Below are 23153 nucleotides of genomic sequence, written 5' to 3'. Positions count from 1 at the left end.
CTTACTGACCAATTACGCGACGGTCGTCTCCCGGCTCAATCCGCTTGTCCCGAGCGACGCGGCCACCCTTGTCGTCTCGCACAGAGGCCGGATCATCCGCACCCCGCCCGCGGGTTTGGCGCATGTCCGCCACGTGATCGGCACCACGGGTGCGTGTGCGGGTTTGGCGCTGATCCCTGGTCTGAGTTCTCGTTCGACCATCCCTAAGAAAGCCGTCGGCTCCGCGGCGATGTCACGGTAACTCTTGATCAGAGGCTTGTAGCTTAAGAGTGGCGCATGCCCAATCCCGTCAGTTACAAGCGCCACCGGTTCGCACCTCAGATCATCGCCCATGCCGTTTGGCTGTACTTCCGGTTTCTCCTGAGCTTACGGCTGGCGGAGGAGAAGCTCCTCGAGCGCGGCATTGTCGTCTCCTACGAGACGGTCGGCACGTGGGCCCTGAAGTTCGGCCCAGTTTATTCCCGCCGCCTCAAGCGCAGGACGCCGAGCCGTCACGATATCTGGCATCTTGATGAAGTTGTGATCACCATAGCAGGTCAGAAGCACTGGCTGTGGCGGGCAGTCGACCAAGTCGGTTATATGCTCGACGAGATCGTCCAGAGCCGGCGCGATACCAAGGCCGCCAAGCGCTTGTTGAGACGCCTGTTGAAGAGGCAGCGACATGCGCCCAGGCGGCTGATCACCGACAAGCTCGGCTCTTACGCTGCCGCCCATCGTCAGGTCATGCCGTCGGTAGAACACCGCTCGCACAAGGGACTTAACAATCAGGCGGAGAATTCACATCTGCCGTTGCGCCGGCGAGAGCGGGTAATGCAGGGCTTTCGATCAACCGGAGGCCTGCAGCGGTTCGCCAGCGTCTTCTCGGCTGCTCGCAATCTGTTCGTTCCACACGGCTCCCGCCGCTCTGCTCTTGCGATCCATTTTCACCGCCTCGACGCCATGGCGGCGTGGAACGCTGCAGCCTGCGTTGCCGGTTGAGCCCCTCAGGCGGCAAAGTTTGCCTCAACTCATCCAACTTCAGTTTGCGTGACAAGCCCTGATCGTCGCCGAGCCAACATCCAACGCCCCGCTCATCGGTCATAAGGGAGCCTTGTGGCATCGAGCCGTTGCACGGGGCGTGACCGCTCACGGCTCGATGCCAGAGAAGGGCGACAACGCCGTCATCAAAGCAGCGCACGCGGTCGCGAGGCTGACGGACTTTGACTTCAACGTGCAGCGACACAAGGTGTTGGGCGGGCCGACGTTGAACATTGGTACCTTCCACGGCGGATTGAACACCAACTCGGCTCCCGACCGCGCCGAGGTGAGCCACAATACTCTCACCCTGCCGGGTCAAGCGCATGCCGCTGTGCGCGAAATGGTGGGGACCTTTCTGGGCGATGAGATGGTGATCTCGCCGATCATCGACGTGCCTGCCGTCTGGACCGATCCCAGCGACCCGTGAATCCAGCGGGTCTTCGAGATCATGGCGCCGCTCCTTGGAGCGATGCCCATGCCGCAGGCGGCGACCTACTTCACCTCGCGCATCGACCAAGCCGTCGAGGCCTATGGCCGGATTATCGAGGATTGGTGCCAATGACCGGACGTCCTACCGCCGCTGACGCCGCGCGACACATCGTTGACGGAACCGGCACAGATCATAGGCTCGTGGCAGAAGCAAAATTTGCCGAGAAGACTATGAGGCGAGATAGCGCTCTACTAGGCGAGCCCAAAGCGCGGCTCCGGTGGTCAAGCTCCCGTCAGCGAAGTCGTATTTTGAGCTATGCAGAATTGCGGAATCGAGCCCGTTGCCGAGGCGCAGGAAGCTTCCAGGCTTACGTTCGAGGAAAAAGGCGAAATCCTCGCTTCCCGGAATGAGGTGGCAGGTCGAGACCCGTTCCGGTCCGATCAGTTCCTCAGCGACCTCGCGCGCGAAGGCCGTCTCCGCCTCGGAATTGACGACGACCGGATATCCGCGCTGGTAATCGATCTCAACGGTGGCGCCGTGGCCCTCGACGACAGATTTCGTGAGCGTCACGATCCGCGCCTGCAGCAGATCGCGAACCTTTGGATCGAAGGAGCGCACGCTGAGCGCGAGCTTCGAGGATTCCGGGATCACGTTGACCGCGCTGCCCGCATGAATTGTCCCGACGGTCACGACGGCAGTCTGGGTCGGATCGACATTGCGCGACACGATGGTCTGAAGCGAGACGACGAGATTGCAGGCGATCACCACGGGATCAACGGTCAGATGGGGGCGCGAGGCATGGCCGCCAACACCCCTGATGGTGATGTGGACGGTATCGGCCGAGGCCATCATCGGACCGGAGCGCAGAAGGATGTTGCCTTCCGGCGCGCCGGGATGGTTGTGCAGGCCGAAGATCGCGTCGAACGGAAAGCGTTGAAACAGACCGTCGGCGATCATGGCCTGAGCGCCGCTGGGCTTGCCGCCCTCCTCAGCCGGCTGGAAGATCAGGGTGACGGTCCCGTCAAAGCGGCGGGTGCGGGCAAGATACTCGGCCGCGCCCAGCAGCACTGTCGTGTGTCCGTCATGACCACAGGCATGCATCTTGCCGGGGCCTCGACTGGCATAGGTCAAGCCGGTCTCTTCCGCGATGGGAAGCGCATCCATGTCGGCACGGATAGCAATCCCCTTCTTCCCAGTGCCGGCGCTGAGACGCGCGACAACGCCGTGGCCACCGACGTTGCGAGTGACCTCGTAGCCCCAGCTCTCCAGCTTCTCGGCGACGAAACGCGCCGTTTCCACCTCCTCGTAGGAGAGTTCCGGATTGGCGTGGAGATGACGGCGGATGCCGGTGAGCTCCGCTTCCATGGCTTCGAAATCGGAGACTCTGGCGAAAACGTTGTCGTTAAGCATGATTTGATCGCGATGCGGTAAATGAATGGCTTCGAGGAAAGGCGGCCTGCCAGCGCTTACAGAAAGCGGGACAGGAAGGACTTCGTGCGGGGATGCTGTGGGTTGCCGATCACATCTTCAGGGCGGCCCATCTCGACGACCTTGCCACCGTCCATGAACACCACCCGGTCGGCCGCCTCGCGCGCAAAGCTGATCTCATGCGTGACGACGATCATGGTCAGACCCTGCTTGGCGAGATCGCGCATGGCCGCCAGCACTTCGCCCACCAATTCGGGATCGAGCGCCGATGTCGGCTCGTCGAACAGCATCAGTTTCGGCTTGATCGCCAGAGCGCGGGCAATCGCGACGCGCTGCTGCTGGCCGCCCGACAGCTGGCGGGGATAACTGCCGGCCTTCTCCGACAGGCCGACCCGCTCCAGGAGCGTCAGGGCGTTCCGGGTGGCCTCCTGACGGCTTTCGCCGTGGACGCCCACGGGCGCCTCGATGATGTTCTGCAGCACCGTCATATGCGGGTAGAGATTGAACTGCTGGAATACCATGCCAATCTTGCGGCGCTGGCGAGCGATACCGTTTGCTGAGAGCTTTTCCAAACGATTCTTGCGGAGCCGGTAGCCGATCTGCTCGCCATCCACCGCGATGAAGCCCTTGTTGATGGATTCCAGGTGGTTGATGCAGCGCAGGAGCGTCGATTTCCCGGAGCCCGACGGGCCGAGGATCACGACAACCTCGCCCGGGGCGATATCGAGATCGATGCCCCTCAGCACTTCGAGCTGGTCGAATGACTTGTGAACGTCACGGACCTGGACGAGAGGATTCACGGTCTGGAGCGCAGTCAATGGGTTGCCTCCTGAACGGCGGCGCCGGCGAGAGCCGGCTTCTCGGCGGCTCTTGTTCGGCGGTCGCTCCGGCCGTAATAGGCCTCGATGTAGCTCTGTCCGACATTGAGGATCGAGGTGATGAGGAGATACCAGATGACGGCCACGAGAAGCATCGGGATGATCTCGAAGGTGCGGTTGTAGATGGATTGCACAGAGTAGAGCAGATCGGCCATCGCGATCACGCTCACCAGGGAGGTCGCCTTGATCATGCTGATGAGCTGGTTGCCGGTCGGCGGCACGATCGAACGCATGGCCTGCGGAATGATGATGCGCCAAAGGGCTCGCGCCCTCGTCATGCCAAACGCCTCGGCCGTCTCGGTCTGACCGCGATCAACCGACAGAAGACCTCCCCGTATGATCTCCGCCATGTAGGCCGCCTCGTTGAGCGCCAATCCGACGATCGCGGCCGTCATAGGCGTGATCACCGAATTTGTGTCCCAGCTTGCGAGGGTCGGACCGAAGGGAACCGAGATTGAGAGCTGCGGGAACAGGGTCGAGAGATTGTACCAGAAGATCAGCTGCACGAGGAGCGGCGTGCCGCGGAAGAACCAGATGAATAGTGCCGCGAACGTGTTCGCCAGGCCATCCTTGGACATACGCGCGATGGCAAGGCCTAGCCCGAGTATTGTGCCGAGCGCCATGGCGACGACGGTCAATCCAAGGCTTACATAGAGGCCGCTGATCACCGTCGGATCGAAAAAATAGGCGGCGACAACGGGCCAGCCGAAGTTCTCGTTATGCGCGACGATCCACGCGAAATCCACGGCAACGATGAGGATGACGATCCAGAGGATCAGGCGCCCTGTGCGGAAGGGCGAGTGTGCCGTCGCCACGTCCCGGAAGGGCGCGTCGCCTTCCGGTGATGCGCTCGTTAAATAAATCCGGCTCATTTCGGAAGAACCCCACCGAGATTGATGCCGGGCTCCTTGAGCATGTTGTTCTCAAGGCCCCATTTTTTCATGATCGCCGCATAGGTCCCGTTGTCCATCAACACTTTAATTGTATCGAGGAGCAGGGGACCGAGCGGAGAGCCCTTTGGCACGACGGCACCTTGATAGAGATCTTCGAAGCCATTCTTCTGGCCTACACCTGTCAATTCGAGCTGACCATTCGCCTGAGAGACGAAGTAGGTGAGAGGCGCTTGGGAGGAGAAGAAGGCATCAGCGCGCTTCGAGCGGACAGCCAAGATTGAGCTCGGCTGGTCGGTATAGGATTGTACCGTAATCGCTTCCTTACCATCGGCCTTGCACTTCTCCGCCTGGGATTGGATCACGCGTTCGGCCGAGCCACCGGCCATGACAGCAATCCGATTGCCGCATGCAGTGTCCAGCGAGGTGATGTTCTTCGGATTACCCTTTTGAACGGAGAAGACGACGAACTCCTGAACCCAGTCGACGAAGTCGTTGGCCTCCTCGCGGCTCTTGAAGTCGCCGACGGGACCGAATGCGAACTGATAGCGTCCGGAATTGACGCCGGCGAGCAGAGCTGGGAGCCCACCGACCGTGGCATGCTCGATCTTAATACCGAGAACCTGGCCGATGGCTTCTGTCAAATCGTCGCTCGCGCCCGTCATCTCGGTGCCCGTTACGATTTCGTAAGGAGGAAATGAGCCATTGTTGACCGAGATCATCTTGCCTTCAGCACGAATGCTTTCCGGTAGACGCGCCCGTAGCTGTTCATTGACAGTTTGCTTGGGAATGGCAGCCTCTTGGGCGAGGACTGGGCCTGCAAACATCACGGCAGCGATAGTAGCGGAAGCGATCAATTTTGAATGCATATCCTGTTCCCTCTTATCGTTCTAGGAAAACGCCCCAAGGTTCGGGTAGGGCTTATGAAAGGCCGTTCTTTGCATGCCAGGGGAAGAGTTCCGCAGGCGTCAGCAGGCGCTGCAGAATTTTCTGCTCGTAGAGCTCAGTCGCGAAGTCGCCGATCATTTTCTCGTTCGCCTCAAGTCCACTGATATTCCAGGAGGGGGGCAAATCGGTGGCGCAGCGACGAAGTTCGTCGATCATCCAGGGTGTCGTGTCCGCATATTTCTCGCGCTTCTGCAGCCACATGCGCTGGGAGGCATCAATGAGCTCGTTGAGCTCGTCCATGACCCAGGGATGTTCGTGCACGAACTCGGCCTTAAAGCCGATCAGATGCATTCCGGGCACGTAGCCAACATCACGGAAGTACGAGACCTCGGTTGCTCTGAAATCGTCAAGCACTTGGCGGAAGGGAGAGTCCTCATCGAAGAACCCCGGCGGCATGAAGGGCGTGAGGACAGCGTCGAGGCCACCATCCTTCAAAAGCTCGACCATAGGCCGTTCGCCAGGAGCGGCCTCAATGCGACCTGGGCGACCGAAGCCGTCAAGGCGGTCCGTGATAGGATGAGCTTCCGTCAATCGCCCCGCATACCACACGGCATCCTCAATCCCGACGCCTTCGCGGCGGATAGCGGCGCGGGTCCAAGTATTGCCGGAATCCCGCCAGCCGGTCACCCCGATCTTCTTGCCAGCAAGATCCAAGAGCCTGCGGATGGAGCTACCCTTTGTCGTGATGATGCACCGATGGCGGAAGCCGCGCATGATGAAGTTTGGCATGCCGACAACACTGTCATCGCCATCGTGCCGGAGTTGCGAGTAGCGGCTGAAGGACATCTCGGCAGCTTCGTACGCAGGGTCGAGCGCAACGTTCGAGATAAGAGTCCCAACGCGATCAACCCTTACATCGAGGCGTGGCGATCGGACGTCGCCCAGCACGAGAGGGGTCATGTAGTCCCAATCACGGAGGGCGAGACGAAGGGTCAGCGGCATCAACATTCACCTACAACAAACTTGTCTTTCCAATTATCTAAAATGTTCATATTCTTCTGATCAAACGGTTTTATGTTATTGAACATTAAAAGTTTGGCGCAGCATGACTGATAACAGAGACGCTCAGTGGTTCGCGAAGAATCTCACGGACAGGACCATTCGCGGAATTGCGCTTGAAACCAGAGCTCTGATCCGCGCCGGAGCACTTCCTGTCGGTACAAAGTTGCCCCCAATTCGTGATCTCGCATTTGTCCTGGGAGTGAGCCCTGCGACTATTTCGGAGGCTTGGAGCGAGCTGCGCCGTCAAAAAATCATCAGCGGGCGGGGTCGAACCGGCACCTGGATCAGCGGTGACCGTTTCATCGCTAAACCGCATCGCCTGGGAAGCTCCGGCAATTATGGCGAGGGCATTCTGAACTTGACTGCAGCCGTGCCTGACCCTCGCCTGCTGCCGCCGCTCGCCGAAGCCATGGCCTATGGCGCCTCGGCAGAGAACCTCAATAGCTATGAGCGCAACCGCATCGTACCGGAGCTGGAGCATGAGGTCAGAAAGATCTGGCCTTACGAGCCGGAAGCGTTCTTGGCCACAAACGGCGGCTACAATGCAGTCTATACGCTGGTTCATGCTCTGTTGCCGCCGGGTGCTTCGGTCGCAATCGAGGACCCGACCGGCATGCGTCTCCTCGATATTCTGGAGGACCGAGGCGTACGTATCATTCCAGTTCAGTGCGACAGCGAAGGACCATTGCCGCCGGCGCTCGCGGCGGCGCTGAAGTCCAAACCCGTTGCCTTCATTTTCCAGCCGCGACTCCATTCCGTCACTGGCCAGAGCGTCAGTCGAAAGCGCCTTGAAGCTCTCGCCGAGGTGCTGCGGGACAGCGACACGCTGATTGTCGAAGACGATGGAACCGGGGACATTTCGGCGGCGGCGCGTCATTCCCTCGGTGAACACTTTCCCAGCCGGGTCATCCATATTCTATCGTTCTCGAAGACCCATGGGCCTGACTTGCGGCTTGCCGTCCTCTCGAGCACTCGAGCCATTGTCGACCAAATCCAATCCTATCGAAGCTTCAGTGCTGGGTGGACGAGCCGCATTCTTCAAGCAGCCACCGCTTGGCTATTGCGTGATCCGGGGACGCAGGCTTTGGTTGATCAAGCTCGAGCGGTTTACCAAAACCGGCGCGACAATTTGGTCAGCGCTTTGCAATTCAGAGGAGTTCCCGCCACGCATGGATCGGGGCTGTGCGCCTGGGTTCCCGTGGCCTCGGAGCCATTCGCCATGGTGACACTCGCCGCCCACGGAATTGCGGTCCATCCCGGTGCAAAGTTCGCCATCCTGCCAACACGCTACTTGCGCGTCGCGACTGCCACATTATCGGATCGCTATGAGCAGGTCGCGGATTCAATCACATTAGCAGCCGGCCTGTGAGGAAACTCCGGGTGACAACACTGTCGTGAAAGGGCTGTTAGCGGTGCATCTCGGAAGAAGCGCTTTTAATCAGTTCATTAGGCGGTGAGCCGACGTTCATTTCACTTTGTGTTCGTTACTCTTTAAGCCATTGCCGACGTTAACAGTGCATGTCACTGGCGGCGAACCTGATCGACAGGGGTGTCCCGTCGTAGGTTATAGCTGCCATCTCTTCGGCATTGCGGGAGATAACGACCTCATGCGCGCCCATTGCGTGCGCGAGCTTGATGTCCATATGACCCAGGCCGCCGATGCCGACCACGCCCACCTTGTGGCCGGAACCCACGTTCCAGTGCCTCAGGGGTGAGTAGGCGGTGATCCCGGCGCACAGAAGCGGCGCGACGGCAGCTAATTGCTCCGCGGAGTGACTGATGCGCAGCACGTAGCGTTCGTGCACCACGATCTGCTGCGAGTAGCCTCCCAGCGTGTGACCGGGTGCATCAGGCGTGGGGCCGTTATAGGTGCCGACCATGTGGTTGCAGTAGTTTTCCAATCCTTCGCTGCAATCGTCGCATCGCTTGCAGCTATCGACAATGCACCCGACGTCGACCAGATCTGGACCACCGCACGATGCTATAGTACTACAGCCGGGTTTGTGCGTTGTCTTAGACACGGAGGTGTCACGCCATGACGCACGCAAGCGAGGCCCACCGCTGGGCCGATCAGTTGGACGAACTCTGCTCGCGCATTGCTCCCCGGTTTGGCCGCATCGAGCCGCGCCGACGGGCCAGAGCCTATCTGCAAGGCCTGCTCTCGCCGCTGGAGCGCAAGAACGGCTGGCATTTGGCGGAAGCCGCCGGCGACATGACGCCAGATGGCGTGCAGGATTTCCTCGCCCGCATGCACTGGGATGCCAATGCGGTGCGTGACGACCTGCAGGCCTATGTGGTCGAGCACCTGGGCGATCCCGACGCTGTGCTCGTGCTCGACGAGACCGGCTTTGTGAAGAAGGGTGACAAGTCGGCCGGCGTCAAACGCCAGTACTCCGGCACTGCTGGCCGCATCGAGAACTGCCAGATCGGGGTGTTTCTCGCCTATGCCAGCCGGCATGGGCATGCGCTGATCGACCGGGCGCTGTACCTGCCCGAGACCTGGGCCTTCGATGCCGCACGCCGTGCGGAAGCAGGCGTTCCAGAGAGTATGAGCTTCACCACCAAGCCGAAGCTCGGACAGGCGATGCTCAAGCGCGCGTTCGAGGCCGGCGTGCCGTGCCGGTGGGTGGTGGGCGACTGCGTGTACGGCGCCGACCATCAGACGCGACGGCTGATCGAGGCGCACAGGCGCGGCTACGTGCTGGCGGTGACCTCGGCTCAGCGGCTCGGGTTCAAGCCTGTCGAGGATTGGCTCGAGGATGTGCCAGCTCGAGGGTGGAAACGCCTGAGTGCCGGCGACGGGGCCAAGGGGCCGCGGCTGTATGACTGGGCCTATCTGCCCTACCGCACGCCGCCGGTGCCGGGCTGGAAGACTGGCCTGCTGATCCGGCGCAAGAAGGGCCGACCGCATCAGTTCACGTTCTATCTCACCCGTTCGCCCGAGGAGACGTCACTGGCCGAGTTGGTGCGAGTGGCCGGCCAGCGCTGGCGGATTGAGAGCTGCTTTGAGGAGGCCAAGGGCGAGACCGGGTTGGATGAGTACGAGGTGCGCTCGTGGACGGGCTGGCATCGGCACATCACCTTATCCATGCTGGCGCATGCCTATCTGACCATCGTGCGCCGGCACGCCATCGGGGGGAGAGCCCCCCGTCGGGCAGGCCGCGGGGTTGCTGCCGTTCACCGTACCGGAGGTGCGACGGCTGCTCTGGCACCTGGTGTGCGAGAGGCCGCCTTCGCTTGAGGCCGTCGAGCACTGGTCGCTGTGGCGTCGGCGCCACCAGCAGCGGGCACGAGAATGTCACTGGCGCAAACGCACCCGCCGCCGACGTAAATCCCGGCTGTAGTAATAGAGCGCCAGGCGAAATGCGTGTCGTCAATCAGCTCTCCGGTCTTGTTGCCTGAGTGGCTCGTTCGGACCAGCCTGCTGTAACCTTCCCAAGTTGCTGCAACCGGGCGGATCACCCAAGCTTGTAGTGACGGGTCGCTTCCGGGTCTTCCGTCGTGACCGGCACCGACGACAACTCACTCCAGACGTGTTCCGGAATGGGCCATTCTGCCCATTCGAGGGTCTGCGCGACACGCTCCGGCCGACTGACCCCGCAGATCGTCGAGGTAATTCGTGGGTCTTTCATGGAGAATTGCAGCGCGAGAGCGCCAAGCGGGATATTGTGCTGGCGACTGGCCGCTTCGAGGCGGTGGATGGGCGCGAGACGATCGCCGGTCGCGTCCTGATAGGCGTAGCGGGCATACTGGTCCGAGCCTTTGGCGAGAACTCCGCTGCCGTAGGGTGCCGCGTTCAGAACTGCGATCCCTTTGGCATTCGCAAAGTCGATCATCGGCTCCGCGTTTCGATTGACGAGAGTGTAGCGATTGTGGGTGATGAGCGCGTTGAAGTCCCAGTCGCGCAGGAGCGGCATCATCACGTCGACACGGCCCGCCGCCAAGCCGACCGCCGTCGCTAGCCCTTCATCCCGCATCTTGAACAACTCGCTTAGAGCACCATTGGGACTCGTAATCTCGTCCAAAGAAGCTGCATGTTCAGGATCGTGAAGGTGCAGCAGGTGGACCTGATCCAGGCCTAGAGCTGCGAGGCTCTCCTCAAGAGAGCGGCGCGCCTGAGCCGCATCGAACCGGCCCGTATCCGGATCCCGATCAAGCTTGGTCGACACAACGAACCCGGCGGGAAGTCCACCCCGCTCGCGGATCACGGCGCCGATCCTTTCTTCGCTGCGGCCGAGTCCGTAGTTCCGAGAGGTGTCGAGGAAGTTCACTGGCCCGGCGAAGATCGCCCGGATGGTCTCCTTGGCCCTGTGTTCATCAACCCCATAGCCATAGGTATCCGGCATGTCTCCAAGCGCTGAGGTACCGAAACAGAGCTTCGAAACCGAGAGATCGGTCCGGCCTAAGGCAACTGTGATTGCGCCGGGTTCTCGCATATCTTTTTCCTCCGAAGGATTGAATGTCGAGGATGTTGGGCCAAGAGCCAGCCGCATGCAACCAACGTCGCACCAGTCAGCTTGCCTGCAATTATGTAGCTCTGAAGGGGCTGTGAACCGACTGAATGCGGCCTAAGGCTTAGATTACACCATGCAATCGGCTCTTGGGGTCCAAGCCCAAGCATGCTTCGGAATTCAGATTACTGACCAGGCACTTTGCTACTCAGCAGCAGATCCATGGAAGAGATGCTGCCGAATTGAAAACTGTTTCATCTCGATGGAAAAGCCCGGTCGCTGAGGCGGCATGTAAGCCGCATCCCGGATCACGCAGGGATCGACGAAGTGCTCGTGCAGATGGTCCACATACTCGATCACCCGCCCGTCCTTGGTGCCGGATACGCACAGATAATCGATCATCGAGAGGTGCTGGACATACTCGCACAGGCCAACCCCCCCGGCATGCGGCCAGACCGGAAGGTCGAACTTCGCGGCCATGAGCAGAACTGCCAGCACCTCGTTCAAACCGCCAATCCGGCAGGCATCGATCTGCACGATGTCGATGGCACTGCGCGTGATGAACTGTTTGAACAGGATGCGGTTCTGGCACATCTCGCCGGTTGCAACCATCACGGGCGCAACGGCCTCGCGGATCTTGCGGTGGCCTTCCACATCGTCCGGACTGGTCGGCTCCTCGATGAAGTAGGGCTCGGCGAATTGCAGTTTCCGAATCCAGTCGATAGCCTGTTCGACCTCCCACACCTGATTGGCATCGATCATGATCTTCACGTCGGGACCAATGGCTTCACGGCAGATGCGCAGGCGGCGGATGTCGTCCTCAAGATCCCGGCCCACCTTCATCTTGATGTGGCGGAACCCTGCCGCAACCGCCTCGGACGCCAGCCGGGAGAGCTTCTCGTCGCTGTAGCCGAGCCAGCCGGCCGATGTGGTGTAGCAGGCATAACCCTCCCGTTGCAGGATTACCTTTCGCTCGGCCTTGCCGACAGCGGCCCGTTGGAAGATCTCCAGCGCTTCCTCGGGTCTGACCGCATCGGTGAGATAGCGAAAGTCGATCACTCGGACGAGCTCCTCAGGGCTCATGTCGGCGACCAGCTCCCAGACCGGCTTGCCGGCTTCTTTCGCCCAGAGGTCCCAGACGGCATTGACCACGGCGCCCGTAGCAAGGTGGATGGCGCCTTTGTCCGGCCCGATCCAGCGCAGCTGGCTGTCGCCGGTGACATGGCGCCAGAACCGGCCGGGGTCGTCCTTGACCCACTCGAAATCGAGCCCTACCACGAGGTGGCGCATGGCCTCGATGGCGGCACAGCAGATGTCGTTGCCGCGCCCGATCGTGAAGGTAAGTCCGTGACCTGCCAAGTCCGGGTGGTCGGTCGTGAGCACCACATAGGCAGCGGAATAGTCCGGATCCGGGTTCATCGCATCCGAGCCGTCGAGATGCTGAGAGGTGGGGAAGCGCAGGTCGAAGGTCTTGAGATCAGTGATGCGGGTCACGGCAGGCCTCCTCGGGACCGGAGGGTCAAAGCGGCTCAACCACGATAGTATCGGAGCCGCAGTCTGTCTCAAGAGTGTCATGCCTTCGGCGGTCTTTCCTGCCCTTGGATGATGGCCGACCTCCAGCGTCTTCACTCCTGTATTTGTTATGCTATTTAGATACTCTGAATAGGCTGCTTCTCACTCCGCAAAGCCGGCACGAGCTTGTCGCCGTGCTGATGGTCTCTACCAATCAGTCGCCTGCGTCAGCGCAAGGTTCGGAACAGGATGCGAATTTCGTGAGCCAGAGCGTCTGGCTGCTCCATCGCAGCGAAGTGCCCGCCTCCCTCCATCACGCTCCAGCGCCGAAGGTTCGTGAATGTCCGCTTGGCCACAGAGCGCGGCGGCCGCACGATCTCGCGCGGAAACTCGCAATAGCCGGTGGGGACTGTCACGGTCTCTCCTGCCGGAATCGGCCAGGGGCCATGCATGCGCGCATAGTAGGGCCAGAAGGACGAACCGATTGCGCCGGTCAACCAGTAGAAGCTGATGTTCGCCAGAAGATGATCGCGTGAGAACACAGACTCGAGATCGCCGCCGCAGTCAGACCACGCCCGGAACTTCTCCACGATCCAGGCGGCCAGACCGGCGGGGGAATCCGTCAGGGCAAAGGCCAGCGTCTGCGGGCGCGTGCCCTGGATCCACTGGTAGCCGGTCTCCTCCTTGAGCCAGAGCTGAAGCTCTTCCAGAAAGCGGCTCTCCTCACGCGTGGGATTGGATACCATCGCCGGGTCGCGCCGGATCGGCATCATGTTGAGGTGAATGCCCGACAGGCGGTCCGGGTAGGCGTAGCCGAGGCGAGCAGTGATGAACGAGCCCCAGTCACCCCCCTGCGCACCAAAGCGCTGATAGCCCAGCACCTCGTTCATCAGCGCGGCAAAGCAATCCGCGATGGCCTCAACCCCGAACCGCGGCTGACCGGGCGTGAACGACAGACCATAGCCGGGCAGGGAGGGAGCAATCACCGTGAATGCATCGGCCGGATCGCCGCCGAACTGCTCAGGGTCGGTTAGCCGAGGGATCAGCTCCAGGAACTCGAACACGGAGCCGGGCCAGCCGTGGGAAAGGAGGAGAGGGTGGGGATCAGGACCCTTGCCCGGCACGTGCAGGAAGTGCAGATCGATGCCTTGGAGCCGCACCTTGTACTGCGGAAAGGCATTGAGCCTCGCCTCCTGAGTGCGCCAGTCGAAGCGATCGTGCCAGTAGTCGACGAGGGTACTGATGTAACCTACATCCGTACCGTAAGCCCAATACTCCCCCGGAGTCTGGTCGGGGAGGCGCGTGCGTGACAGGCGCTCCTGTAGATCCGTGAGGGCAGCGTCGGCGACATGCAGTCTGAATGGCTGTGGCTGGCTGATCATGGCTGTCATGCTCCCCGATAGAGACTCGGCGCTCTGAGGTCTCATCCATCCATTGTCGGACCGTACCGGATCTTGAACGCATAGAGGAATGACATCAACGTAACCTCCACCCCGGACTGGGCAAATTGGAGATCAGACGCAACGTGTTTCAGTCGACGGGGTTGAACCAGCCTATGCGCAGCACCTGGGCGATGGTGCGGGCATCACGGCGATCGGTCTAAACGATCATGGCCGCGAGCGGCGCATTCACATGCTGGGTCTCCGGCAGCGCCGAGCTTCAGTCCCGCATTGATGCAGTGCTCGAAATCATACAGGGGTACGGATATTCCTATCCGACCCGGCAAGCGACATCGCGCTGAAATGAGCCTGCGGCATCGATACCACTTCGAGACGATCAAGCTGGCTGCGTGACCGATAAGGAAGGCTGCCCGATGGCGCCGCACATCACGCTCTGGATCGTGGCGCAGCAACAGTATCGGCCTGCACATGCGAATGAATCTCCTGGTGAGCCCCAGCCGCAGCCAGTTAACGTGGCGCGCGTGCCCGAGGCATTCGAGACCGTCTTGGATCCAAAGGCCGAGCGGGAACCGGACGGGCTCAATATTGAGGACAGCGCGATCCGGGAACTCGCCAGGTCGTTGCAGCCGCAGGGACGCTGAGCCTTTGCTCGAGGCGATTGCGTTCGCGTCGGAGGGATCGCGCGCATCAACGATGTGGAACCCCAAACGGTTGGACCTAGGGGGCGTCTCAACGATCTGCCTCCAAAGACCCTTACCAGCGAACGCCCGTGTCCCTCGGGCCTCAATCTTAGAGTAGCCATCATGGCCCATGACCAGCACGAGCCTCTTCAGAAGCTCAACGACGATGCGCGCACGGCCGGAAGAACAATTATCAGGTATCAAGAGTAGGGGCACTCGGCAGGGCGGGGCACAACAAAAAGGCCGCTCCCCGACAGGAGCGGCCGGTCCTAACGGCGGGCGACCCGCATAATATCTTGAAGCATCCTAAACCTTCAGATCGACCGCCGACTCTTTGCCGGTTTTGCGGTCGGACTGGACCTCGTAGGAGATCTTCTGCCCTTCGCTCAGGCCTCTGAGACCCGCGCGCTCAACCGCGCTGATGTGCACGAAAACATCTTTGCCGCCGGTGTCCGGCTGAATGAAGCCATAACCTTTGGTCTCGTTGAACCACTTCACAGTACCTGTCGCCATTGTCGTCTGCCGTCCTTCTCCATCGGCTCGAATGGTGTCTTAATGCCATTCCGCCTTTGCCGCCCTTTCCCAGCGGAGGAAGGCTAGTTTCGGGACTCAAGATTGGCAAGCATCTATGGAATGCCCGTCCTCGAGTTGCTCCATTGAGAAGTGTCGCTATTTCAGATCACAGGAGACAGGATCTAGAGCATCGGACGGAAAAGTGGATCCGGTTTTCCGTCCTGACCGATGCTCTTATTCAAGAAGAAAGCATCGGATGGATCCCAAAAGTGCAAGTCCACTTTTGGGATCCATCCGATGCTTTAGCCGGGAGGACAATGATGTCGAGATCACCGAGTGGGCGCCGTCCAGGCGTTCCACTGAAGGCCGCGGAGGCGGCCTTCAGGAAGGCGACCACGAAGCCGATCGCGGAGCCACCGAAGGCTCCTTCCATTCCGGGCGTGAAGGAGACCGTCACCCTGCGCATCGACCAGGATGTGCTGGAGTTCTTCCAGGAGGATGGCCCAGGCTGGCAGGAGCGGATCAATGCATCCCTCTGCAAGGCGGCCGGCAAGTGAATGGGTCTCCGGAAGCAAGCTAACCGCATTTACTGGCAAGCAATGGTGCTTCTGCTTCTGCCGGGAGTAGCAGGTTGTGCCTCGTCCTCGTTGCCCATCCATTCGAGTGTAGGGATGTGCGAGGCAGGGGATCAGTCGATGGTTCGCGACACGCTCTACTTTGGCCGCAACCGCCCGAGGGGAGGAATAGTCCGTGAGGCCGAATGGCGGCGGTTCCTGAATGAGATCATCACGCCACGCTTCCCTGATGGCTTGACGGTGGTAAAGGCAACCGGGCAATGGCGCAATGCGAACGGCCACATCGAGCGGGAGGCCTCCGAAGTCGTGACCGTGCTCCACTCCGGTGATCCCAACGCACGAGGGAAGATCTCGGACATTATCGCCGCGTACCGCCAGCGCTTTAACCAGGAGGCCGTCCTGCGTGAGCGCACGGCGACCTGCGCACGGTTTTAGTAATGAAGTCAGGTCTCCTGACGGGCGGATCTCGCTTGCTAAGGGTTGTCCAGAGGGGAGGGCTCGACTCCTTATCCGACCGTTTGCTGTGCACTCAATGCTCCGCAACAGGACGGGATGCTTCCGGCGCGCAGCATGTGATTCCCTTCGGATCGGGCCTTTGGCTGGAAGATCCGATGGCTTTACGCAGGATCGCCTTGATGTGCTCTTTCACAGCAGTCTCGTCCGCGCCAACCTCAGCCGCGATTTCGGCCTGCTCCTTACCGGCCTTCAACAACAAAAGGATGTGAGCTTCTGGATCCGTCAGGGACCGGGTCTGCAGGTGGTTGAGATTGGCGGCGAACGGCGGCCCCTCGGCACCAAGGTACTGGATTGTTGAAACGACCCTCGCCATCGCTGCCCCTTCGGATCAACCCTTTGGTAACACTTTGCCCGTGAGGCAGGATGAATGGCCATAGCGCTTCGGAGGTAAGGCAGCCGCTCGACACACTCTTCCGAGAAAGTGCAAGTCGCACCAAGGCCAGTCGCACCAAGGATGGAGTAGGGGAATGAGGGACGGCTCCTGACCTGCCCACGGATAGATCCTGCAGTAGGCGCCGAGGTCCGACGAGGAGCCCGGGAGGGCAGTCCATCCGTGCCAACTCCCGGGGCTCGTCGATAGCTGTCGTCGACAGGCAGCTGAGATCAGACTGAGCTGATTTGCCGGAGGTGACAAGCAGCTCAATTGGGGCGCGGCAGCGTGGCACACTTCTCGGACGGTGGGAAACTGACTTCGGGTGCGCCCGGCGTATGCTCCCGGGCAGCCTCATTGCCAGCATCACGGGCTCGATCCTCAGGCAAAAGAGCCGACGGTAGGTGTCCTCTCAATCCGTTCTCGGTTGGCTGAGAGAGCCTGCTCTGGCGGATGCTCCCCCTTGCCCCTGAGGAACCTCCTCTCACCCGTGAGCATAGAAGCTTAGCAGGCCAGTAGAGCCATGCTTGGATGGGAGGAATGCCGATGCCCGCGAGCCCTGCCTCTGCCCGGCTCGCACGCCGTGCCATGGCCTATGTGCTAGCCGGCGGGCGCGGCAGCCGCCTTCTCGAGCTCACCGACCTCCGCAGGGCCGGAATTTATCCCTGATACTGGAGGAGCAAAACTCATCGGTGAGCGTCGCCCGGGCGGCTCCTCGATTGCGATATCGCAGGTGGCGAGAAAGCCTAAACTATGGGCTTTCTCGTCCAGTTCATTTGATCCTAAACTCTTCGCCGGCAGGAGGCCTGGAACGGCAGGGCCTCTGGATCTTCCAGTTGCCTTCCTGGGTGGCGGATGAGATGACCCTTCTCGCGGTCCGGCACGTAACAACGTATCGATATATGCAGCCCGTCTCGTTCGGCGAGCACCGCATCATGTTCCGGCCCCGCGACAGCTATGATCAGAAGCTTTTGGAAGCCCGGATCGAGATCGACCCGGCTCCAAGTGCTTTGCGATGGATCCATGATGTCTTCGGCAACTGCGTCGCCATTGCCCGATTCACGAAAGAGGCGTCCGAACTGCGGTTCGAGAGCAACATCCGCCTTGATCATCTGCCCTTGAATGCACCCGACTTTCAAATGGAGGACTATGCCCAGACCTACCCCTTCGCTTACAGCGCAGAGGAGATGCCCGATCTGACGCGGGCCATGGAGCGGCAGTATCTCGACCCAGATCACCAGATTCATCGTTGGGTTCAGAAGTTTCTGCATCAGGGACGTTCAACCCGCACCGGTGAACTCCTGATGACCCTCACCCACGCCATCAAGGAGAGCTTCACCTACAACAGGCGCCCGGAAACCGGGATCCAGGATCCCCTGACGACCCTGATGCTCAACCGCGGGAGCTGCCGCGACTTCGCAATCCTGATGATCGAGGCCGTGCGCGCGCTCGGGCTCGCGGCCCGCTTCGTGTCCGGCTACATCTACAGCCCGAGCCTGGACGGATCCGGCCATGTCGGTGGCGGCTCGACGCATGCCTGGTGCCAGGTCTACCTGCCTGGCGCCGGCTGGGTCGAGTTCGACCCGACCAACGGCATCATCGGCAATCGCGACCTCATCCGCATCGCCGTGGCCCGCGATCCTCGGCAGGCCGTGCCGCTCTCCGGCACATGGACGGGTGAGCCAGGTGATTTCGACGGGATGACGGTCGAGGTGAACGTGACCGCCTCAGAGGACAGGGCTGCTCGACGCGCCGGCAGGACAACCGCGCCCGACAGTGAGCCTTGCCTCTCCGATCCGGAAGGCGCGCGATGAAAATTCACGCAGGCTATCGGATCACCTTCGAGTGCTCGCAACCGACTCCAATGCTCCTGATGCTGCATGTGCATCCCTCGCGGCAGCCGGATCTCATCACGCCCGATGACCTCGTGTGTGACCCCCTGGTCGAGTTCAGGCAATATCATGATGCCTTCGGCAACATCTGTACCCGGTTGCTTGCGCCGGCCGGACGACTCGAGCTTTCAACGGACTTCCTGATCTGCGATTCCGGATTGCACGATCCAGCCGTTCCAGAGGCCGTACAGCAGCCTGTCGAGGACCTCCCAGACGATGTGATGGTCTATCTGCTCGGGAGCCGGTACTGCGAAACCGACCACCTCTCGGATACCGCCTGGCGTCTCTTCGGCGGCATCGGGGGCGGATGGGCGCGTGTTCAGGCGATCTGTGACTATGTGCATGGCCGGATCAGATTCGATTATATGGGTGCATGTGCAACCCGGACGGCCTGCCAGGGACACACCGATCAGGTTGGTGTCTGTCGGGACTTTGCTCATCTGGCCATCACCCTGTGCCGCTGTATGAACATCCCGGCGCGGTATTGCACGGGGTACCTGGGCGATATTGGTATTCCGCCGGTGGATTATCCGATGGACTTCAGTGCTTGGTTCGAAGCCTACCTGGACGGCCGCTGGTACACCTTCGACGCCCGTCACAATACGCCGAGAATCGGGCGGATCCTGATGGCTACGGGGCGTGACGCGACCGACGTGGCAATCTCGACGAGTTTCGGCCCATCCTTCCTGGCAGACTTCTCCGTCACGACAGACGAAGTCCGCGACACCTCAGAGTGATTGGGCGAGAAAGAGTTGCGCCGATCCGTCAGAAGCCATCGGCGGCGAACCGGCCGCCATAAGGCTTCGACAGGGGAGGGGAATACCCTCCGAACTTGGATGTTTTGAGGCCCAATCCGACGAGGGTTTCTACAAGCTTGACGGCGCACGCGACGCCGTCGAGAACCGGCAGCCCGTGACGTGCTGAAAGGTCGGCGGCAAGATCCGCCATGCCGGCGCAGCCCAGCACGATGGCCTCGCAGCGATCCTCGCGTTTGGCCGCTTCGATCTCGTCGGAAATTCGCATTCGCGCATTGCTGGTCGCATCCTCCAGCGCCAGTACGGGAACATCGGATGCCCGAACCCGAGCACACCGTGCGGCCAGGCCGTATCTCGCGAGATTGTGCTCGATGGCCGGCACGGACCGCGCCAATGTGGTGATGACCGAGAAGCGCCCTGCGATGAGGCTGGCGCAGTGAAACGCTGCCTCCCCGATCCCGACTACCGGACCAATTGCGAGCGAGCGGGCCGCGTCCAGTCCCGTGTCGTCGAAGCAGGCGATCACATAACCCTGGAACCCCGCCTCTTCGCCTTTCCGGATCTCACCCAGCAAGCCCGGGAGGCTGTAGGCCTCATCGAAATATCCCTCTATGGAGGAAGGGCCATCGAGCGGATTGACCGCCGAGAGCGTCGTTCCTTCATGGGTAACAGCCAGGGCCGCGGCCTCGATCTTCCGCGTCATAGAGGAGGTGGTATTGGGATTGATGAGGAGAAGCCGCATATTGTCAGACCAAGCCTTTCCCGGCATCGGACCCGTGTCGCGAGCGCCGCTTCTGTAACGAGACTACGACTGATACGGTCACGATAATGACCGCAAACGAGATCCCTGTTGTCACCGTGCCGAGGGCATAGATGACTGGCGTCGTCACGGTCGTCGTCAGACCTTGCAGGGTGAGCGGGAGAGTGTTGTCCGCCCCGACCGCCTGACTTGACCGGGCGATCTCATCCCATGACAGAGTGAACCCGAAGAGGAAGACGCCTGCGAGGGAAGGCGCGATGATCGGCACGAGGACATGGATGAAAGTCTGCCAGGATGAGGCCCCGAGGTCTTGGGCCGCCTCTTCGTAGGCGCTGTTAAAGCGGTTGAAGATTGCGAACATGATCAGCACGCCGAAAGGCAGTGTCCATGTCAGGTGCGCTCCAAGACCGGACGACATAAGGCCCATGGCAGTCTGATAAGAATTCTGGATCGCGCCGATCTCATAAGCGTCGCCGACCGCCTTTACACTCTGGTCGATAATCTGAAATTCGAGGGCAATACCAAGGGACACGATGATGGAAGGCAGGGTCAGGCTCGCGATGGCCGTATAGAACAGCACGCTCTGCCCTCGAAAACTCCGGCGAAAGGCCAAACCCGCCATCAGGGAGATCACAACCGTCAGGACCGTAACGAACGCCCCGAGTTTGAGAGAGTTAAGAAGCGCATCAACCACGTAAGGCACGCCGATGCCAGCCCAGAGGTTACGGAACCAGTGGAGGGACACCCCATTCATGGGAAACGTCATTCCCCCTCCCGGTCCTTGGAACGACAGAGCCACGATAGTGAGTGTCGGCCCGTAGAGGAACAGCACGTAGAGCCCGAAGAGGAACGACAGGACATAGAAGCTGCGGGATCGACCTTCGCTCATGGTCTTAAAGTTCCTTCCGGATATCGATGTAGCGGATGAGCGTAGCGATGATCATCAGGACGACCGCAAGCAGCACCACCGCGTTTGCAGCTGCGATCGGGAACTGAAGCGCGCCGATCTGGGTCTGGATGACCTTGCCGGCGGACGCGATCTGCTGCCCGCCCATGATGCCAATGGTGATGAAATCTCCCATGACGACCGTGATGACAAAGATCGACCCAATGGCAATGCCCGTCTTTGAAAGCGGAATGATGATGTGCAGAAGGATTTGCCATCCTGTCGCACCAGCGTCTCTCGCTGCTTCGACCAGCGACCTGTCGATGCGCGACATGGAATTCGCGATGGGCACGATCATGAATACCGTGTTGAGGTGGACGAATGCGAGCAGCACCGAGAAGTTGGAATAGAGGAGCCAGTCGAGCGGCTGATCTATGATGGCCGCACCGACGAGGGCCTGATTGACAAGGCCGTTCCGCCCCAGGAGGGGAACCCAGGAAATCATGCGGATCACGTTCGAGGTCCAGAACGGGATGGTGCACACGAGAGCGAGCACCAGGCGGATGGTCGTGGTGCGGATCTCAAAGGTCAGATAATACGCGATGATGAAGCCGATCACCAGGGTGAGGAGCCACACAGCCAGGCAGAACCGGAGCGTCGACAGATAGGTGCGGAACGTGGTGCAGAGATCAGGCAGGGCGACGATGCAGCGGTCGAAGGCATCGCGGTAATTGTCGAAGATGAAGTCCGGCTCGATGGAATAGCCCGTATAGCTCCAGAAGCTGACGATGAAGGTGACCACGAGGGGCAAAACGAAGAACAGGAGGAGCACCGCCGCCAAGGGTGCGGCCTGCCAGTAGGAGGTCCAACGCGCGTAATGGGTCATCGCCTGCTTGTCAGTCGTGGATAGAAGAGGCATGGCTGAAGGGCTTCAGCCATGCTGGAATATGCTTTGCTTAGGCCGCGATGAACTCATTCCACTTGCGGACCATATAGGCGTTCTCATCCATGATCGAGTTCCAGCACGCCACGGATCCCATGCGCTCGTTGTAGGAGCCGCCGTCGCGGACGGCACCTGCCTTCTCCAAAAGGCCGCCGTCGGGGCCCTTGATGTCCTTCTCGGCAGGCTTGCCTTCCATCCAGTAGGCCCATTCGTAGGCCTCCATGTTCTCCTTGGCGGTGTCGAGCACTGCCGAGTAATAGCCCTGCCTGTTGAGATAGGCGCCTGCCCAACCCGACAGGAACCAGTTGACGAACTCGTAGGCCGCGTCGAGTTTCTTACCCTTGAGGGTCCTCGGCAGGCCAAAGCCGGAGGCCCAGGCACGATAGCCCTCCTTGAGCGGCTGGAACTTGCACTGAATGTTCTTGAGGCGCACGGCTGTGACGGCGGGCGACCACATCGACTGGATCACTGTCTCGCCCGATGCCATCAGGTTCACGCTCTCGTTGAAGTCGGTCCAGAAGGCGCGGAACTGTCCAGCCTTCTTGGCTTCGATGAGGGTCGCGATCGTGAGGTCGATCTCATCCTTCGTCATATTGCCCTTGTCGGCATATTTGTGCTTACCGGATGCCTCAATGACCATAGCAGCATCCATGATGCCGATGGATGGGATGTTGAGGATTGAGGCCTTGCCCTTGAACTGTGGGTTCAGGAGTTCCGCCCAACTCTCAATGGGACGGCCAATCAGGTCAGGTCGGATGCCGAGAGTGTCGGCATTGTAGGTGGTGGGGATCAGGGTGATCCACTCTGTGGGAGACGCAGCGAACTTCTTTGAGTTCTGCCCTTCCAGATACATCACCTTGTTAGGTGCCGTGCCCTGAAGGCCGATTTTCTTGCCGCCGATCTCGCCTTTGGTGATGGCCGGCGCGAGCTTGTCAATGAGCTTGATCTTCTTTGCATCCATGCCCATCAGGTTTCCTGACGGGATCAGGTTACGGAGGCTGAAATACTCCGTGTCGACCAAATCAAAGGAGTTTGGCTGCGTAATGATGCGCTTGGTCACGTCGTCGGTTGTGACTGTGACGTACTCGATCTTGATCCCGAGATCTTTGGCGGCCTTCTCGGCGATGGCAGGGGACTGGTTGGTCGCGGTCGAAAGGTACCGGAGCGTCACGGGCTCGGCTGCAATGACGGCCGGAAAGCCCGTGATGGCCGTTCCGGCGGCCGCGCCTGCAAGCGCTGCACCCCCCTTTAGGATTTGCCGGCGAGACAGGTTCGTCGCATCGTCTCTCTTCCTCATTGTATTCCCC

22 protein-coding genes and 2 pseudogenes are annotated in these 23153 nt (G+C 60.5%); 9 read left to right on the top strand and 15 right to left on the bottom strand.

What is annotated here, in order from left to right:
• The first annotated feature begins 276 nt into the window (after window positions 1-276).
• Together OCW50_RS24925 and OCW50_RS24920 are read left to right on the top strand one after the other, a co-directional pair.
• Window positions 277-978 (top strand): IS6 family transposase, encoded by a 702-nt coding sequence (locus tag OCW50_RS24925; protein WP_262299380.1) that lies wholly within the window; start codon window positions 277-279, stop codon window positions 976-978.
• A gap of 58 nt (window positions 979-1036) precedes the next feature.
• A complete protein-coding gene (locus OCW50_RS24920) occupies window positions 1037-1444 on the top strand; it encodes a peptidase dimerization domain-containing protein (protein WP_315974473.1) in 408 nt (135 codons plus the stop codon).
• A 231-nt stretch (window positions 1445-1675) separates the two neighbouring features.
• On the opposite strand, the gene OCW50_RS24915 is transcribed toward OCW50_RS24920, so the two are convergent.
• Genes OCW50_RS24915 through OCW50_RS24895 form a run of 5 tightly spaced genes read right to left on the bottom strand, consistent with a single transcriptional unit; the run spans window position 1676 to window position 6533 of the window.
• On the bottom strand, window positions 1676-2857 hold the full coding sequence (locus OCW50_RS24915; RefSeq protein ID WP_373371505.1) for a M20 aminoacylase family protein: 1182 nt from the start codon (window positions 2855-2857) through the stop codon (window positions 1676-1678).
• A 56-nt stretch (window positions 2858-2913) separates the two neighbouring features.
• A complete protein-coding gene (locus tag OCW50_RS24910; RefSeq protein WP_262272883.1) occupies window positions 2914-3693 on the bottom strand; it encodes an amino acid ABC transporter ATP-binding protein in 780 nt (259 codons plus the stop codon).
• Complete coding sequence (locus tag OCW50_RS24905) at window positions 3690-4625, bottom strand: amino acid ABC transporter permease (protein ID WP_262299379.1); 936 nt, start codon at window positions 4623-4625, stop codon at window positions 3690-3692. The genes OCW50_RS24910 and OCW50_RS24905 overlap by 4 nt, the downstream gene beginning before the upstream one ends.
• On the bottom strand, window positions 4622-5512 hold the full coding sequence (locus tag OCW50_RS24900; RefSeq protein WP_262299378.1) for an ABC transporter substrate-binding protein: 891 nt from the start codon (window positions 5510-5512) through the stop codon (window positions 4622-4624). The genes OCW50_RS24905 and OCW50_RS24900 overlap by 4 nt, the downstream gene beginning before the upstream one ends.
• A 52-nt stretch (window positions 5513-5564) precedes the next feature.
• Window positions 5565-6533: a substrate-binding domain-containing protein gene (locus OCW50_RS24895; RefSeq protein ID WP_262299377.1), complete on the bottom strand. Its 969-nt coding sequence runs from the start codon at window positions 6531-6533 to the stop codon at window positions 5565-5567.
• 103 nt (window positions 6534-6636) lie between these two features.
• Between OCW50_RS24895 and OCW50_RS24890 the strand changes: the two genes are divergently transcribed.
• A complete protein-coding gene (locus tag OCW50_RS24890; protein WP_262299376.1) occupies window positions 6637-7962 on the top strand; it encodes an aminotransferase-like domain-containing protein in 1326 nt (441 codons plus the stop codon).
• 205 nt (window positions 7963-8167) lie between these two features.
• On the opposite strand, the pseudogene OCW50_RS24885 reads toward OCW50_RS24890, so the two are convergent.
• Window positions 8168-8557, bottom strand: a pseudogene (locus tag OCW50_RS24885) (alcohol dehydrogenase catalytic domain-containing protein); the annotation flags it as partial.
• 71 nt (window positions 8558-8628) lie between these two features.
• Between OCW50_RS24885 and OCW50_RS24880 the strand changes: the two are divergent.
• Window positions 8629-9924: pseudogene (locus OCW50_RS24880) on the top strand (IS701 family transposase).
• Window positions 9925-10051: 127 nt separating this feature from the next.
• Here OCW50_RS24880 and OCW50_RS24875 read toward each other — a convergent pair.
• The 3 genes from OCW50_RS24875 to OCW50_RS24865 all read right to left on the bottom strand — a co-directional run bounded on the left by OCW50_RS24875 (window position 10052) and on the right by OCW50_RS24865 (window position 13947).
• Window positions 10052-11086, bottom strand: a complete 1035-nt coding sequence (locus tag OCW50_RS24875; RefSeq protein ID WP_262299375.1) for an aldo/keto reductase — start codon at window positions 11084-11086, stop codon at window positions 10052-10054.
• Between the two features lie 162 nt (window positions 11087-11248).
• Window positions 11249-12538, bottom strand: coding sequence for an L-fuconate dehydratase (locus OCW50_RS24870; RefSeq protein WP_262299374.1), 1290 nt, complete (start codon window positions 12536-12538; stop codon window positions 11249-11251).
• A gap of 245 nt (window positions 12539-12783) precedes the next feature.
• Complete coding sequence (locus OCW50_RS24865; RefSeq protein WP_262299373.1) at window positions 12784-13947, bottom strand: epoxide hydrolase family protein; 1164 nt, start codon at window positions 13945-13947, stop codon at window positions 12784-12786.
• Between the two features lie 422 nt (window positions 13948-14369).
• Here OCW50_RS24865 and OCW50_RS24855 point away from each other — a divergent pair, with 422 nt between their 5' ends.
• On the top strand, window positions 14370-14597 hold the full coding sequence (locus OCW50_RS24855) for a hypothetical protein (RefSeq protein WP_262299372.1): 228 nt from the start codon (window positions 14370-14372) through the stop codon (window positions 14595-14597).
• 345 nt (window positions 14598-14942) lie between these two features.
• Here the strand turns inward: OCW50_RS24855 and OCW50_RS24850 are convergent, their stop codons facing one another.
• Window positions 14943-15149, bottom strand: coding sequence for a cold-shock protein (locus OCW50_RS24850; RefSeq protein WP_262272893.1), 207 nt, complete (start codon window positions 15147-15149; stop codon window positions 14943-14945).
• A gap of 320 nt (window positions 15150-15469) precedes the next feature.
• On the opposite strand from OCW50_RS24850, the gene OCW50_RS24845 reads away from it, so the two are divergent.
• Both OCW50_RS24845 and OCW50_RS24840 read left to right on the top strand, forming a co-directional pair.
• The gene (locus OCW50_RS24845; protein WP_262299371.1) at window positions 15470-15706 is read left to right on the top strand and encodes a BrnA antitoxin family protein; all 237 of its coding nucleotides are present in this window, start codon (window positions 15470-15472) and stop codon (window positions 15704-15706) included.
• A gap of 138 nt (window positions 15707-15844) precedes the next feature.
• Window positions 15845-16159, top strand: coding sequence for a DUF3574 domain-containing protein (locus OCW50_RS24840; RefSeq protein ID WP_262299370.1), 315 nt, complete (start codon window positions 15845-15847; stop codon window positions 16157-16159).
• Window positions 16160-16253: 94 nt separating this feature from the next.
• Here the strand turns inward: OCW50_RS24840 and OCW50_RS24835 are convergent, their stop codons facing one another.
• Complete coding sequence (locus OCW50_RS24835) at window positions 16254-16553, bottom strand: LuxR C-terminal-related transcriptional regulator (protein WP_262299369.1); 300 nt, start codon at window positions 16551-16553, stop codon at window positions 16254-16256.
• Window positions 16554-17470: 917 nt separating this feature from the next.
• On the opposite strand from OCW50_RS24835, the gene OCW50_RS24830 reads away from it, so the two are divergent.
• Both OCW50_RS24830 and OCW50_RS24825 read left to right on the top strand, forming a co-directional pair.
• Window positions 17471-18424, top strand: coding sequence for a transglutaminase family protein (locus OCW50_RS24830; RefSeq protein ID WP_262299368.1), 954 nt, complete (start codon window positions 17471-17473; stop codon window positions 18422-18424).
• A complete protein-coding gene (locus OCW50_RS24825; protein ID WP_262299367.1) occupies window positions 18421-19239 on the top strand; it encodes a transglutaminase-like domain-containing protein in 819 nt (272 codons plus the stop codon). The genes OCW50_RS24830 and OCW50_RS24825 overlap by 4 nt, the downstream gene beginning before the upstream one ends.
• A 28-nt stretch (window positions 19240-19267) precedes the next feature.
• Here the strand turns inward: OCW50_RS24825 and OCW50_RS24820 are convergent, their stop codons facing one another.
• From OCW50_RS24820 to OCW50_RS24805, 4 genes are read right to left on the bottom strand one after another with little or no spacing between them, the layout of a single operon-like run.
• On the bottom strand, window positions 19268-19999 hold the full coding sequence (locus tag OCW50_RS24820) for an aspartate/glutamate racemase family protein (protein WP_262299366.1): 732 nt from the start codon (window positions 19997-19999) through the stop codon (window positions 19268-19270).
• 4 nt (window positions 20000-20003) lie between these two features.
• Window positions 20004-20906, bottom strand: a complete 903-nt coding sequence (locus OCW50_RS24815) for an ABC transporter permease (RefSeq protein ID WP_262299365.1) — start codon at window positions 20904-20906, stop codon at window positions 20004-20006.
• A 4-nt stretch (window positions 20907-20910) separates the two neighbouring features.
• Complete coding sequence (locus OCW50_RS24810) at window positions 20911-21822, bottom strand: ABC transporter permease (protein ID WP_262299364.1); 912 nt, start codon at window positions 21820-21822, stop codon at window positions 20911-20913.
• A gap of 37 nt (window positions 21823-21859) precedes the next feature.
• A complete protein-coding gene (locus tag OCW50_RS24805; protein ID WP_262299363.1) occupies window positions 21860-23143 on the bottom strand; it encodes an ABC transporter substrate-binding protein in 1284 nt (427 codons plus the stop codon).
• Between the last annotated feature and the right edge of the window lie 10 nt (window positions 23144-23153).

Source organism: Microvirga sesbaniae (assembly GCF_025460805.1).
Classification (GTDB): domain Bacteria; phylum Pseudomonadota; class Alphaproteobacteria; order Rhizobiales; family Beijerinckiaceae; genus Microvirga; species Microvirga sesbaniae.
The sequence above is the reverse complement of the archived record's forward strand: the minus strand, read 5'-3'. Positions and strand labels throughout refer to the sequence as shown.